The organism is Mesorhizobium mediterraneum, from assembly GCF_002284565.1.
GTDB classification, from domain to species: Bacteria; Pseudomonadota; Alphaproteobacteria; order Rhizobiales; family Rhizobiaceae; genus Mesorhizobium; species Mesorhizobium mediterraneum.
Map to the genome: position 1 here is coordinate 110,521 of NZ_NPKI01000020.1, position 12,744 is coordinate 123,264.

Annotated in this window: 16 protein-coding genes and 2 tRNA genes; 7 read left to right on the forward strand and 11 right to left on the reverse strand. The window is 61.4% G+C overall.

Annotation, left to right across the window (positions count from 1 at the left end; all coding sequences use genetic code 11):
- The first annotated feature begins 26 nt into the window (after positions 1 to 26).
- Positions 27 to 878 (forward strand): YihY/virulence factor BrkB family protein, encoded by an 852-nt coding sequence (locus CIT25_RS18505; protein WP_095485993.1) that lies wholly within the window; start codon positions 27 to 29, stop codon positions 876 to 878.
- On the opposite strand, the gene CIT25_RS18510 is transcribed toward CIT25_RS18505, so the two are convergent.
- Together CIT25_RS18510 and gluQRS are read right to left on the reverse strand one after the other, a co-directional pair.
- Positions 848 to 1,735 carry a DMT family transporter gene (locus tag CIT25_RS18510; protein WP_095486033.1) on the reverse strand — a complete coding sequence of 296 codons (888 nt, stop codon included), beginning with the start codon at positions 1,733 to 1,735 and terminating at the stop codon, positions 848 to 850. The two genes, CIT25_RS18505 and CIT25_RS18510, sit on opposite strands and share 31 nt — an antisense overlap.
- Before the next feature lie 147 nt (positions 1,736 to 1,882).
- On the reverse strand, positions 1,883 to 2,758 hold the full coding sequence (gene gluQRS / locus CIT25_RS18515; RefSeq protein WP_095485994.1) for a tRNA glutamyl-Q(34) synthetase GluQRS: 876 nt from the start codon (positions 2,756 to 2,758) through the stop codon (positions 1,883 to 1,885).
- 92 nt (positions 2,759 to 2,850) lie between these two features.
- On the opposite strand from gluQRS, the gene CIT25_RS18520 reads away from it, so the two are divergent.
- Positions 2,851 to 3,492, forward strand: coding sequence for a DNA-3-methyladenine glycosylase family protein (locus CIT25_RS18520; protein WP_095485995.1), 642 nt, complete (start codon positions 2,851 to 2,853; stop codon positions 3,490 to 3,492).
- 129 nt (positions 3,493 to 3,621) lie between these two features.
- Positions 3,622 to 4,179 carry an HNH endonuclease gene (locus tag CIT25_RS18525; protein WP_095485996.1) on the forward strand — a complete coding sequence of 186 codons (558 nt, stop codon included), beginning with the start codon at positions 3,622 to 3,624 and terminating at the stop codon, positions 4,177 to 4,179.
- A 153-nt stretch (positions 4,180 to 4,332) separates the two neighbouring features.
- Here CIT25_RS18525 and CIT25_RS18530 read toward each other — a convergent pair whose 3' ends face one another.
- A complete protein-coding gene (locus CIT25_RS18530; protein WP_095485997.1) occupies positions 4,333 to 4,851 on the reverse strand; it encodes a disulfide bond formation protein B in 519 nt (172 codons plus the stop codon).
- 58 nt (positions 4,852 to 4,909) lie between these two features.
- Positions 4,910 to 5,497, reverse strand: coding sequence for a YqaA family protein (locus tag CIT25_RS18535; protein WP_095485998.1), 588 nt, complete (start codon positions 5,495 to 5,497; stop codon positions 4,910 to 4,912).
- A gap of 273 nt (positions 5,498 to 5,770) precedes the next feature.
- Here CIT25_RS18535 and CIT25_RS18540 point away from each other — a divergent pair.
- Positions 5,771 to 5,855 (forward strand) — tRNA-Leu (locus CIT25_RS18540).
- A 123-nt stretch (positions 5,856 to 5,978) separates the two neighbouring features.
- Here CIT25_RS18540 and CIT25_RS18545 read toward each other — a convergent pair.
- From CIT25_RS18545 to CIT25_RS36315, 4 genes are all read right to left on the reverse strand, one after another.
- Positions 5,979 to 6,587, reverse strand: coding sequence for a hypothetical protein (locus tag CIT25_RS18545; RefSeq protein WP_095485999.1), 609 nt, complete (start codon positions 6,585 to 6,587; stop codon positions 5,979 to 5,981).
- 552 nt (positions 6,588 to 7,139) lie between these two features.
- Positions 7,140 to 8,420 (reverse strand): GNAT family N-acetyltransferase, encoded by a 1,281-nt coding sequence (locus CIT25_RS18550; protein ID WP_095486000.1) that lies wholly within the window; start codon positions 8,418 to 8,420, stop codon positions 7,140 to 7,142.
- Positions 8,420 to 9,820 (reverse strand): oligosaccharide flippase family protein, encoded by a 1,401-nt coding sequence (locus tag CIT25_RS18555; RefSeq protein ID WP_095486001.1) that lies wholly within the window; start codon positions 9,818 to 9,820, stop codon positions 8,420 to 8,422. The genes CIT25_RS18550 and CIT25_RS18555 overlap by 1 nt, the downstream gene beginning before the upstream one ends.
- A gap of 282 nt (positions 9,821 to 10,102) precedes the next feature.
- Positions 10,103 to 10,276 (reverse strand): hypothetical protein, encoded by a 174-nt coding sequence (locus tag CIT25_RS36315; RefSeq protein WP_158302587.1) that lies wholly within the window; start codon positions 10,274 to 10,276, stop codon positions 10,103 to 10,105.
- A 101-nt stretch (positions 10,277 to 10,377) separates the two neighbouring features.
- Between CIT25_RS36315 and CIT25_RS18560 the strand changes: the two genes are divergently transcribed.
- Both CIT25_RS18560 and CIT25_RS18565 read left to right on the forward strand, forming a co-directional pair.
- Entirely contained in the window at positions 10,378 to 10,938 is a 561-nt protein-coding gene (locus CIT25_RS18560) for a hypothetical protein (protein WP_095486002.1), read from the forward strand.
- Positions 10,939 to 11,058: 120 nt separating this feature from the next.
- Positions 11,059 to 11,161 (forward strand) — tRNA-Pro (locus CIT25_RS18565).
- Between the two features lie 72 nt (positions 11,162 to 11,233).
- Here the strand turns inward: CIT25_RS18565 and CIT25_RS18570 are convergent.
- Genes CIT25_RS18570 through CIT25_RS38475 form a run of 3 tightly spaced genes read right to left on the reverse strand, consistent with a single transcriptional unit; the run spans position 11,234 to position 11,942 of the window.
- A complete protein-coding gene (locus CIT25_RS18570) occupies positions 11,234 to 11,521 on the reverse strand; it encodes a transposase (protein WP_158302588.1) in 288 nt (95 codons plus the stop codon).
- Entirely contained in the window at positions 11,518 to 11,772 is a 255-nt protein-coding gene (locus tag CIT25_RS36320) for a hypothetical protein (protein ID WP_158302589.1), read from the reverse strand. The genes CIT25_RS18570 and CIT25_RS36320 overlap by 4 nt, the downstream gene beginning before the upstream one ends.
- The gene (locus CIT25_RS38475; protein ID WP_158302590.1) at positions 11,769 to 11,942 is read right to left on the reverse strand and encodes a transposase; all 174 of its coding nucleotides are present in this window, start codon (positions 11,940 to 11,942) and stop codon (positions 11,769 to 11,771) included. Before CIT25_RS38475 ends, CIT25_RS36320 begins: the two co-directional genes overlap by 4 nt.
- A 426-nt stretch (positions 11,943 to 12,368) precedes the next feature.
- Here CIT25_RS38475 and CIT25_RS18585 point away from each other — a divergent pair, with 426 nt between their 5' ends.
- Positions 12,369 to 12,662 carry a hypothetical protein gene (locus tag CIT25_RS18585; protein ID WP_095486006.1) on the forward strand — a complete coding sequence of 98 codons (294 nt, stop codon included), beginning with the start codon at positions 12,369 to 12,371 and terminating at the stop codon, positions 12,660 to 12,662.
- Positions 12,663 to 12,744: the final 82 nt, after the last annotated feature.

Sequence of the window (12,744 nt, forward strand, 5' to 3'; positions counted from 1 at the left end):
CGAGACAATCGAAGGGAACGCGGTTCTTGTTGCGGAAGATCGTAGCCCTCAAACGCGTGCTCTATGACGCGCTCGGCCATTTCAACGCAGACGATGGCTGGGCGATGGCCAGTCATCTGGCGATCACGGCGCTGATGGCGCTTTTCCCTTTTCTGATTTTCGCCACGACACTGGCCAGCTTTTTCGGCGCACAGGCTTTTGCCGACACGGCCGTGCATCTCGTCTTCGATACCTGGCCCGAGCAGATCGCCAAGCCGATCGCGCGCGAAGTGCTCAATGTGCTTACCGTGCGGCGCACCGACCTGTTGACCTATGGCGTGCTGCTCGCCGCCTTCTTCGCCTCGAACGGCATCGAGGCGCTGCGCACCTCGCTCAACCGCGCCTACCGCGTCTCCGAAACGCGCGGCATCATCTATCGCCGGGTGCAGAGCATCGTCTTCGTGCTGATCGCCACGGCGGGTTTTCTGGTGATCAGCGTGCTCGTGGTCTTCGCGCCCTTGCTGGCGCGGCTGGCCGAGACCAATTTCGAATGGATAAAACCCTATATGGGCACGATCACGCTGTGGCGTTACATCATCGCCTCCGTCGTCATCGTCGGTGGCCTGTTCGCGGTGCATTACTGGCTGCCTGCGGGCAAGCGCCGCTTCGTCTCGATCATACCGGGCATCATTTTCACGCTGATTGCCTGGCTTATCGGGTCGACCATCTTCGCCGCCTATCTCGACCGTTTCTCGTCCTATGTGACGACCTATGCCGGCCTTGCCTCGATCATGATCGCGGTCGTCTTCCTCTACATCGTCTCGGCGATCTTCATCCTCGGTGGTGAGCTCAATGCCGCGATCAGCCGCTATCTGGAGGCACGCGCCCGAGTTGGCTGAGCGGTTGCCAGCCCGACGCCGAGCGTCGCGATCGCCATGCCGACGATCTGAACCAGGCTCAACTGCTCGTCGAACAATATCCAGGCGATGACCGCGGTGACGGCCGGGACCAGATAGAACAGCGAAGCGACTTTCGACATCTCGCCGTCGCGGATCATCACCATCAAGAGGAAGATGGCACCGATCGACAGAACCAGCACCAGCCATGCCATGGCAAAGATCAGCTCGCCATTGATGACGACGGTGCGTGTCTCGAAGGCGAGCGAGGCCAAGGCCATGACCGATGCACCGCCGACATATTGCCATTTGGTGGCCGCCACGAGATCGCCGCCGGAGGCGAAACGCTTCTGCCAGATCGTGCCGGCGCTCATTCCAAGCACCGAGACAAGCGCGGCAGCAAGCGTCTCAGTCGTCACGCCGCCGCCGAGTGCGCCGAGCTTCGGCCAGAGCACGATGACCACACCGACCAGGCCGATGCCGAGACCGGCCCAATGGCGCGGCAGGATGGCTTCGCCGAGGAATCTGCCGGCGAGCACCGCCGTGATCAGCGGCTGCAGCCCGACGATCAGGGCGGAAAGCCCGGCCGGCATGCCCTTGTGGATGGCCCAGAAGACGCCGCCGAGATAGACGCCATGCATCAGGATGCCCGCGCCCGTGGCGTGCAGCGCCTCGGCGCGGGTGGCTCTCTTCGAGCCGAGCACGATCATCAGAACGGCCAGCAGGATCGCCGCCAGCACGAAGCGCGCGGCGAGGAAGGTGAAGGGCTCCGCCCATGGCATGGCGTAACGCGCGCCAATGAAGCCGGTCGCCCACAGGACGACGAAAGAGGCGGGGATGAACCGCTTGATGCTGTGCATTTTCGGAAGGCTGCCGGTGTGGTCGGTGAGGGGTTGAGTGTCGCGATTGCTGTAAAGTGGTTCAACCTGGCAAGCAAAACCAAACGGTTGATCCATAGGCTCATTCGAATTGAAGAGGCGCTCGTATTTGTGAGCGTGTGCGCTGATCTACATCCCAATCAGCCGCCTGACATCGGCCGGAGATGTGCCGGCCTCGCGCAAGGCGGCAAGGCCGGTATCCGCAAAACTCTTCGACAGCTTTCGTCCGTCCGGGCCGAGGACGAGGCGATGGTGGAAGTAGCTTGGTTGCGGCAGGCCGAGAACCTCCTGGAGCAGGCGCTGCACGCCGGTGGCGGAATAGAGGTCCTGGCCGCGCACCACATGGCTGATGCCTTGCAGCGCGTCGTCGACGACGACGGCGAGATGATAGCTTGTCGGGATTTCACGGCGCGCCACGATCACGTCGCCCCAGTCCTGCGGTCGGGCGTCTACCGCGCGTGTTGCGGAAAGCCTCTCATTCGAAAATTCCAGCCATGACAGATCCGTGCCGATGCGCGCCATCGCAGCGCCAACGTCCAGCCGCCAGGCGAAAGGCGCATTCTCGGCGATCCGTCGCTTGCGTTCCCTGGTCGGCAATGCCTTGTCGATGGCGGGATAGAGCGGCACGCCGTCCGGGTCCCGCGGCCAGTCACGACCACGCTTTTCGCTGTCGGCAATGAAGGCTCTGATATCACCACGGCTCATGAAGGCGGGGTAGACGAGCTCTTCGCGAATCAGCCGATCGAGCACCACCTGATAGTCCGCGAAATGCTCGGACTGACGGCGCACCGGTTCTTCCCAGCCAAGCCCGAGCCATTTGAGATCGCGAAAAATGCCAGCCTCGAATTCCGGCGTGCAGCGCGTCGTGTCGATATCCTCGATGCGCAGCAACAGGCGTCCCCCCGTTGCCCTCGCCAATTTCTGATTGAGCAGCGCCGAATAGGCATGGCCAAGATGCAGTTCGCCATTCGGGCTCGGCGCGAAGCGGAATGTCAGGAGTGTCATCCTTGGGCGGCAATCGGGTTGTGCGGCGCTTTCGCCAGTTGCTATTTTGAGCCTGATTACGAATTGCCATTTTGCGCTGGGAACAAGCAAGCATGCAACGCATCGCCACGCTCGACGACATCTCACAAGGGCTTGACGCGCTTTGCCTGCTCGACCCGCGCCTCACAAAGGTGCGCGGCATGGCCGGCGAGGTGCCGCTTCGGCTCTCCGAGCCGGGGTTCAGAAGCCTTGCCTCGATCATCGTCTCGCAGCAGGTTTCCCGTGCCAGCGCCGACGCTATCTTCGGGCGGCTGACAAAACTCGTCGATCCGCTGACGCCACAAGCGATCCTTGCTGCGGACGAAGCCATTTTTCGCGAGGCCGGACTGTCGCGGCCAAAGCAGCGCGGCCTGATCGCCGTCGCCCAGGCGGTGGTCGATGGCCTCGACCTCGATCATCTCTGCTTGCTCGATGCCGCGGAGGCGATCACAGCCATGACCAAAGTGTCGGGCATCGGCCCGTGGACGGCGGAAGTCTATCTTTTGTTCGCCGCCGGCCACCCCGATGTCTTCCCGGCACGCGACGTTGCCCTGCAGAGCGCGGTCGGTCACGCGCTCGGCATCGACCCGCGTCCGCCCGAGAAAAGACTGATCCAGCTCGCCGAATCATGGAGCCCGTGGCGAGGTGTCGCATCGCGGCTTTTTTGGGCCTATTATCGCGAATTGAAGGGCAGGGACGCTGCACCCCCTGCCTAAATCCGCAAAAAAGCATGAAAATCATCCAGTTTTGGCACTTCGTTTGATCGACAAGCCGCTTCACATCCCTGTCATGTCGGGCTTACAGTATCCGCGCCGACCGGTTGTAGAGCCAAGGAGGTCAATGACGTGACGGTTGCCGTGTCTCCGGATGGGCTTCCAGCGCTGGTGCTGAACGCGGATTACCGTCCGCTCAGCTATTACCCCCTGTCGCTCTGGTCGTGGCAGGATGCCATCAAGGCGGTGTTCCTCGAGCGGGTGAATATCGTCGCCGAATACGAGCACGCCGTGTCGTCGCCGACCTTCTCGATGAAGCTGCCGAGCGTCGTCAGCCTGAAGGCCTATGTGAAGCCATCGCGGCATCCGGCCTTCACCCGCTTCAACGTCTTCCTGCGGGACCGCTTCCAGTGCCAGTATTGCGGCACGCCGGAGGATCTGACCTTCGACCACGTCATTCCCCGCCATCGCGGCGGCGCGACGACGTGGGAGAACGTCGTCGCCGCCTGCTCACCCTGCAATCTGAGGAAGGGCGGCATGATGCCGGCGCATGCCAAGATGTGGCCGCTGCAGAAGCCGTTTCAGCCGACGGTGCATGATCTGCACAACAATGGCCGCCTGTTCCCGCCCAACCATCTGCATGAAAGCTGGATGGATTATCTATACTGGGATGTCGAACTCGAACCTTGAGATCGTTCGATAATTCGGGAGGCTGGCCGCCTGAAGCGATTTTCTGCGCTTCCGATGCTCACGGACCCAAATGTCCGCTGCGCTTCGGTTCTCGACAATCACTCCATACGACTCAGCTTGCCGAATTCTTGGATGATCTCGCGCCGCGCTAGATTAATCCCGGGCAAAGGCTCCGCGGAACGCTATGACCGCCAGGACAAAGCTGGCGATGGCGTTCCAGCCGGCCAGTGACAGGCCAAGAATGCGCAGTGCCGCCTTGTCGCAGGAGGGCGGCACGAATTTGTCGAGCGCGTCGAGCACGCCCTTGCCGCCGGTGTCCACCGGTCCGGCAGCCGCCGCACAATCGGTCGGTCCCGGCCACCACGCCCATTCGACGCCGGAATGATAGACGCCGAGATAGACGCCGTAGACCATCAGCAGGCCGCCGACGGCCAGCAGGCCGCGTGTCAGCCAGGTAGGCCAGCGCAGCGCCGACGACAGCACTGCAAGCAGCATCAGCGGCACGCCGATGTAGTAAGGGGTGCGTTGCTCCAGGCAGAGCTTGCAGGGGATGTAGCCGCCGAGATGCTGGAAGGCCAGCGCCGAGCCGACGGTGGCGGCCATGGCGACGGCGAGAAACAAGGCCGTCCGCGTGCGCTGGCGTCCAGTGTCGGCATTCACGGTCGCTGTCATCGATCTACCGTCCATTCTCGCTCAGAGCAAAGGATGGTTCAATTTGAACATCCTTGCTCTAGAAGGCGTATTTGACGACGATATAGAGCGAAATCAGGGCGGCGGCAGCGGCGCCCGCGATCAGGCCAAGGCGCTTTTCGATGAACTCGCGGATCGGTTCGCCATAGCGGCGCAGCAGCCAGGCGAGAAAAAGGAAGCGGGCGCCGCGCGCCACGATCGCCAGCACGATGAACAGCAGGAGATTGACGCCGATCACGCCGGACAGGATCGTCACCACCTTGATCGGCGGCAGATGGGCGAGGCCGGAGGTGATCAGCATCAGGATGATGAAGCCGATGCCCGACGAGACGCGCAGCGCCTCGAAATCGTCATACTTGCCGTAGAATTCGAGGATCGGCCGCGCCACCGTGTCGTAGGCATAGTGGCCGATGTACCAGCCGGCGATGCCGCCCAGAACGGATGCCAGGGTGGCGATCAGCGCGTAGCGATAGGCGCGATCGGGCCGCGACAGCGCCATTGGCAGGTACAGCACGTCGGCCGGCACCAGGAACACCGAGCTTTCGACGAAAGCAATGAAGGCCAGCCACCATTCGGCGGATTTCTTTGCCGCCAGCGACAAGGTCCAGTCGTAAAGTCCGCGAAGCATTGGCACTCCTAATGCACGTCGCCCAAAATGCTCAGCGGTTTTGGGGTAACAATGCATAAAAACAAAGACCAAAAGCGCGCCACATGAATCTCTCCAGACGCGACGCGCTTTAATGCGCCGCCTGTCTAGAAAGATTTTTCGCGCCGCACAATGGCCGCAGCTTCACGAAATCGAAAGGCTGTGGTCGAGCGAAGGCCGCATGCCGGGAATTGGCCAGTTGACGAACAGGCCTCCGACCGTATAGTCCGCGCCCATCCAGGCCGCCCGGCCTGAGCCCCTATGGCGGAATTGGTAGACGCGCTCGACTCAAAATCGAGTTCCGCAAGGAGTGCTGGTTCGATCCCGGCTAGGGGCACCACCTTCCCATCCGAGGCACCTTGAAAGCTCGGTTGGATGTCATCCCAGCGCACCTGGGATAGCCACAGTCGAGGCCCGGGCCGATTCTCCCTGTCAACATCGGAATTCGTAGGCTAGGTCGCGATTACATCGGCCCCGGCACCATCTTGGTCGGCTGCTCCGGCATCGGAAACGCGTAATTTTCGCATTTCACGTCGGGGTTCGTCGGGCTGAACATTCCGAGCGGGTTGTCCTTGAACAGCCAGGCGTGAAGATCGTAATGATGGAACTCCGCCGGAATAAGCGGATAGTGCCCCTCCATCGGCCCCTGGAACGTCTGTCCAAAGAGTTTCGGCGGCTCTTTTGTGTCAGGCGTCAGCGGTACAAGCCATTCCACGGCCACCAGGCGCAAGCCGCCGTCGACCGGCTCATAGATAAGGACATTGGGGCGCGTCGGATCTGGTGTCGGACTGACGCTCGCGACGTTGACGAAATGAATGCCCATCGCGCCCTTCGGGTAATCCATAGCCCCAGCCACTTTTTCGCCGCTGTAATAAACGCATCCGACCGTCGACAGATAGAGGTCGCGGATGGCGGCCTTGTAGTCTTCGTACTTGGTTAGCGATTCTTTGAGAGCATCGATCTCGGCCTTGTCGGGCTCGGCGGCCTGAGCTGCGGCCGCGGTCAGACAGCCGCCAACAAGGCCGATCAAAGCGAGAACACTGCGACGCCTGAAGTGAGTTGCTTTCGTCATGCATTCCTCCCAGTTTTTTTGTTGGCCGTGCAGACCGAGGCGGCAATGATGCTGGTTGCGCAGCCGCGATTATCGCCGATGCTAATCCTTTCCGCTGGTTGGGAGAATTAACCCTCATGACCTAGGCCCTCAGCACAGTGGATTTGACAGCTCGGGCCGATCGGCCGCGAACGTCCACAGTCCCGCTCTGCGGCGAATTTCAGGGGTAGATCGCAAACCTTTGAGATTGGCCGAAACACCCCTCTTCGTTTCCCAAGGCGGAGCAAGGAGCGAAGCGACGCGGCGCAGACCCTGGGATCCATGCCGCTACCTAGCGGCAGTGCTCCTGCGGACCAGAACCGAACGCTCCTCCACCCCGTTCCGGTCGTGTTGGAAGGGTAGCTCGCACGTTGCGGATACAAGCGCCGTCCCGAGCCGCTGCATTCTTCGGCTAAGGAAACGGCATGGATCCTAGGGTCTGCGCGACGTCGCTTCGCTCCTGCTCCGCCCTGGGATGACGAAGGCATGGTGGCTCATAGCTAATCGCAAGCCTGGAGATTGGCGGCTGCAGGCCTACCGCCGGCCCAGCAAGCTCTTCATCCGGTTGCGCAGGATGCGCGCCATGTTGCGGGTTTCGCGGTAGAGGTGAAGCTGCGACGCCGCCTGGCGGGTGAGGCGGTCGGCGTCCGGCGTCAGGCCGATGACCAGAGTGCCGATCGGCCGGCGCTCCATCCATAGCCGGCTCATCACCGGATGGTCGGGCACGGCGCAGGAATCGGTCATCATGATGTTGGGATCGTCGAGATGCTGCCTGGTCACCTCGATCATCAGGAGCGTGCCCGGCGAATAGGCGGCGAGCGTCTCGTCATAGGCCGTCTTCCAGGTGTAGGCGACGCCGGCCTCGACGAAGACGACCAGGCAAGCGATGGTGCGGCCGTCGAGCGTCAGCGAATGGATGCGGCACAGATCCTGTTCGGCCAGCCGGTGCACGGCTTCGCGGGCAAAGGCGGCACGGTAGCGGTCGATGGCCATGGCGGTACGCTCGCGGCCCTTCCAGCCGGCAGCCTCGAGCGTCAGGAAACGTTCGATGGCATGGCGGATCTCGTCGGGTCCGCGCGCCACGAGATGCTCCAGCTGGCCCAGATCAGCAAGGCGGCGCTTCAGGCGGCGGAACTCGCGATAGTGGTGCGAGCGCAGCGAGGCCTTCAGATACTCATCGCCGTCGAGCTCGCTTTCGAGCATCGGGCGTTCGGCCTTGCCGGTGGTGACCAGCGTAAGGCCACGCGTCTCGGCGACCGTGGCCAGCAGGCTGGCCACCGGGCCGTCGAGCCGGATGTCGGGCAGGACAAAGACTTTCGGCAGCTTGAGGTGCGGCCGCGACAGCATCGAGAAGAAATCCTCGACGACGCCGACGGGATCGTCACGGTCGACCAGCGGCGTGCCGATCGGGCCGAACGGGCTCGACCATGTGCGCATGACCCGCACGCCGAGCGGCACCGCCGGCCGCTCCACCGAGAACGGCACCAGCAAGCGCAGCCGGTTGCGGTATTCGTCGCCGTCACGGATGACCGCCAGCCGCACCTCGCGGTCTTCCAGCCTCGGCATGGCGGGCGCCAGGAAGCGCGGGTTAAAGAAGACGTTGGGCTCGATCGTGCGGGTGCAGAGGTAGTCGAGCTCCTCGACCAGATCGAAGCCGGCGGAGGCGGGGTAAATGGCCAGTTTGCGCTCGGGCCGGTCGTTGGCCAAGAGTTCGATATGGGCGGGATCGGCTTCGCGGGCCAGCCCCGCGAGGCCGATCACCATGGCGCTGGCCGGGCCGCCGCTGGTTTCCTCGAGCAACGGGACAGCGGCCATCACGCGGCTCCTTCGGCGGCTACGAAAATGGCCATGACGATGCCGAGCTTGCGCCAGACCGTGAAAGACAGCGCGCCGGCCTCGAAGATCATGGCGAAGGCGGTGGCCATTGCCGCGCCCCACAGGCCGAAAAGCGGGATCAGCACCAAATTGAGACCGATGTTGAGGGCCAGCGTCATGGCGTACACGGCGGCGCAGATATTCTGGTTGCCGCTCATGGTGAGTAGGCTTTCGCAGGGGCCGACGGCGGCGCGGGCGACGACGCCGAACACCAGCAGGAACAACAGCGGATAGCCGGCGCTGAATTCAGGCCCGAACAAGCTCAGCATCGGCTCGCCAAGCACCAGCACCATCAGCGCCATGAACAGCGAAGGCCAGAAGGTCCAAGACACCGTTTCGCGGGCGAAGGCGGCGAGCTTTTCCGGCTCGCCATGGGTGAATTGCGCATAGCGCTGGGCGACGCCCGCCTTGACCGCGAAATAGACGAAATGCACCAGCGCCAGCGTCTTGACCGTGGCGAAATAGACGGCGACGTCGTTGGGGCTCATATAGGCGCCGACCATCAGCACGTCGGCATTGGTGAGCAGGAAGAAGAAGCCTTCAACCAGGAAGATCGGCAGCGACACGAGGAACCATTGCGCGAAATGCACTTTCCTCGGCCCGGCCGGGATATTCCTGTCCATGCGCGCCGTGACGCCGATGAGTTGACCGAGCGTGGTGGCGTAGGCGGCGGCAATCGAGGCGAAGATCGCGGTCCTGGCGTCGGGCGCAAAGCCCACCAGAAGCATCAGCGCCATGAGCGCCAGGATCAGCACCGGCCGCACCAGATAGGTCGGCGCCAGCGCAAACAGCGCCCATGAGTTGGCCCGCGCCAGCCCCTGCAGCAGATCGGACATCGCGATCATCGGCATGCAGATGAGGCCGAGGATGAACGGCACGACATAGTAGTTTTCGATGAAGGGCGAGAGCAGCCAGACGCCGAGCGCGCCGAGGCCGGCGATCGCCGTCGAGGCAACCAGCACGAACAGGCGGCTGGTCAGCACGATGCCGCGCAGCTCGGCCAGCATGTTGCGCTCGCGATATTCGGGAATGAAGCGGATGACCGAGGTGTGGAAGCCGAGGCAGGCGACATTGCCGAGGATGACCATCGTCACCCAGACGAGGACGAAGATGCCGTATTCGAACGAGCCCATCCAGCGTGCCATCAGCACCTGGCTGACGAAGGCGATGACGGCGCTGACGATGCGGATGGAAAAGGCGATGAGCGACATGCGGCCGGCCTCGCCGCGCTCGTCGGCGGTGAACAGCACGGCGTCGATGCGGCCAAGCAGCGGCTTTACGCGCAGCGCAAGGCGCTGCGGCAGGAACCGCCCGGCTGTCGTCGCCGCGGAAAAGCGCACCCACTACTCTCCGTTTTCCGCTTCTTTTCAGCGTATGCGTCTAGCGAAGACAGATTAAGAAACGGTTGGGTTGGGTCGCGGCGCGCGGCGCGCATCAGTCATCCTTGCCATGTCCGTTTTGGCCCGCCCCTACTTCCACGACCAAGCCGCCGCATTTGAGCACGTAGAAGGCATATTTGCGGGCGTATTCACGCTCCTCTTTGCGCCGTTTGGCGGCGAGCCTTTGATGGACCAAATAGCCGTAATTTGCAGGCGCTGTAATCGCTTATAACGAAAAAGGCCTCAGCCCTTTTGGGCGCGGGGCTTTTTCTTTGTCTTCGGTGCTGTGGCACGTTTTGGCGTTTTCCATTCGTTCTGCGTCTTCTTCACCACGGCCTGTGGGTCTGGAATCGCGAACGCGGCCTTCAATGCCTGCTCTGTGGAAAGCGGTGATAACCATACCGTATTCGGCTTCATTGCACTCTATTCCTTACGTCAATTGACGCCGTTGCCATACACCCATGAACGGGCGTATAACCGTGTAAAGCACGATTCGGACCCGTACCCCGGAGGATAACATGCCGACGACCGAGAATGCCGCCATCGCTTCGATGACTGCCCTTGTGGCCGAAATCGAAACCCGTCTGCTGAAAGATAGTCCCGACTACCGGGCTATGCTTGCGCTGAAAAAGGCCATCGCCGAGGTTTCTGGGCCAGTCATGCACTTGCGGCCCACCACTGAGCGCGCCGTCGCCCCGGCGCCGCCCGTTGCTTATGCCAGTGGTCGGGTCCCTTCGCAGCCCGATGCGGTCGCGGAAGTGCTCGATCAGTACGGACCGCTCCCGACCAGCGACATCCTGGCAATGGTTCTCGAGATGGGCGTTACTGTCGGCGGCACGGACAAGTTGATCAATCTGTCGTCGGCGATCTCGAAGTCCGGCAGATTCCGGTCCTTCCGCCTCAATGGCGTTCCGCACTGGTATTTCAAAGACCGCGAATTGCCGGTGGTTCGCACTATGCCGCCGACATGGGAGGCGATGGCAAACCAGAATCTCGGCGGAAAGACGGGCGTTGCCGCGCCCGCCGCCGAAGATAGCTCTAGTTCGGAAGGAGGTGAAAACGGCGATGCCGCCGCCTAAGAGTTGACCAGAGCGCCTCGAAAAATATCCGACTTGCGCATCTGGGTACCCGAGGGTCGGGGCGGACAAGTTGGGTGTGATGACCCTTCTTGTCCGCTGGGTAAACCCTTCTCCCTTTATGGCCGAATGGTGAAATTGGTAAACACGCCGGGTTTGGAACTCGGTGAGCGGTCCCTGAGAAGACCATGCGCTCTTGCGGGTTCGAGGCCCGTTTCGGCCACCACTCTTTTTACAACTATTTGATTTAGCGGTCAAATTTTTGCGCCAACTTCTGTAGTCAGAGTAAAATTTTGATTCAGATCAAAGAGTTAGCGCCTTTGCGGTACATCATCCGCCGACCGAACGCGGTGCCGATCGCGCCTAAAGTGCGACTACCGTCCGAATCGCGCCGCGTGTGCCAGCGATAATCGAACTCACTCAAATAGCGGCCAAGGTGTTTGGCGCTGACTTGATGGAATGCGCCGAAGATCCCGCGCTTGAAAAGCGAATGGTACGACTCGGCAAAACTGGTATGGATGAACCAACTCCGCACATATTCCTTGGAGTGGTCAACGCTGTGGTGCGAGTAGAAATGACCATTCAACTGCCGCCTACGAACTTCTCGTCCAGCTCCACAACGCCCCGGTCCTTGCCGAGCATTGAGGCAAATGGTTCTTGCATCATGGCATACCGTACGCGACGGCAAACGAACCATGCGGCCTTGTAGGAAATGTCGAGTTCGCGCTTCAACTGGTTAGCGCTGACACCCTTCTTGGAAGAACACATAATGAATAACGCATATACCCATTTCCCTAGGGAAACATGGGAGCCTTCGAAGATGCTCTTGGTGGTCACACTGAACTTCTTGCGGCAGTCAGAGCATTTCCATTGACGCCGATCCGGGTTCGGCCCTTCAACTCGTAAACTGTCCCATGGTCGCAATGGGCGCATGTTACGCCGGACGGCCAACGCAGATCGCGAATGAAATCACCGGCCTTGAGTTCGTCGGTGAGAAGCGGTGCCAAGTCTTTGATGGATTTTATTCTGCAGATTACATAGCACGGTTATGGTCCACGCAAGGTTATAATCGCCCGTTTGGCCGTTGATTGTTCAATGTGAAGCCAAAGAAGAAACCCGCCCTACGGCTTGGTAGTTGGTTTGACTGTCGCCAGAGCCTTCCCAAATGCCCTAATGGCCTCGTCTGGTGCCCCCTGTATCATTGCCTTCGCCAGAGCGGCGAAGCTGTCGGGTCTAATTTCAAGATCAAAATAGGCCGTGCCCCGTCCTACGGTTCGGCTGAAGGCAATGGTCACTCCGTAGCTGGCGTGGATAGTCGCCGCCGGTCCGGGCCAACTGCGCTTGCTGCGTTCTTCGTGGTGTCTCTGCCTGCTTATTAGGATTGTAATGCTGCCCTCCCTCACTTTTGAGGCCAGCATATCACATGCTTTGGTTTGTCAAATATAATCGCCAATCAACTCGACCTTTTTGGCGCCGAAGAACAGTCCGAGCTGTTCGACGAAGATGCGCCGACCGTTTACTATCATGGCGATCCGGACCGGGTACACGCGCGATTGCACAGGCTTATCGCCGAGGCACGCGGCGCGGAAACGCTGCCTTGGGATCAGGACAGCACTCGGCTCTACCGCAAGATCGTGCCACAGATGGTGCTTTGGCTGCCGGAGGAAGAAGCCGCGCAGTTGAGGTTCGAGTTCGAGGCCGAATTGGAGCGGATGAAGGCGGCGTAGACACGAATACGCCGGCGGGACAGCGCCCCCCTCCGCCCCTCCCGGCCATCTCCCCCACAAGTGGGGAGATTGGCTAATCGTC

Coding starts and splice junctions, on each gene's coding strand:
- CIT25_RS18545 (WP_095485999.1), bottom strand. CDS start 6,587: ATGACGAAAGCAACTCACTTCAGGCGTCGCAGTGTTCTCGCTTTGATC.
- CIT25_RS18550 (WP_095486000.1), bottom strand. CDS start 8,420: ATGGCCGCTGTCCCGTTGCTCGAGGAAACCAGCGGCGGCCCGGCCAGC.
- CIT25_RS18535 (WP_095485998.1), bottom strand. CDS start 5,497: ATGCTTCGCGGACTTTACGACTGGACCTTGTCGCTGGCGGCAAAGAAA.
- CIT25_RS18520 (WP_095485995.1), top strand. CDS start 2,851: ATGCAACGCATCGCCACGCTCGACGACATCTCACAAGGGCTTGACGCG.
- CIT25_RS18530 (WP_095485997.1), bottom strand. CDS start 4,851: ATGACAGCGACCGTGAATGCCGACACTGGACGCCAGCGCACGCGGACG.
- CIT25_RS36315 (WP_158302587.1), bottom strand. CDS start 10,276: ATGAAGCCGAATACGGTATGGTTATCACCGCTTTCCACAGAGCAGGCA.
- gluQRS (WP_095485994.1), bottom strand. CDS start 2,758: ATGACACTCCTGACATTCCGCTTCGCGCCGAGCCCGAATGGCGAACTG.
- CIT25_RS18510 (WP_095486033.1), bottom strand. CDS start 1,735: ATGCACAGCATCAAGCGGTTCATCCCCGCCTCTTTCGTCGTCCTGTGG.
- CIT25_RS18560 (WP_095486002.1), top strand. CDS start 10,378: ATGCCGACGACCGAGAATGCCGCCATCGCTTCGATGACTGCCCTTGTG.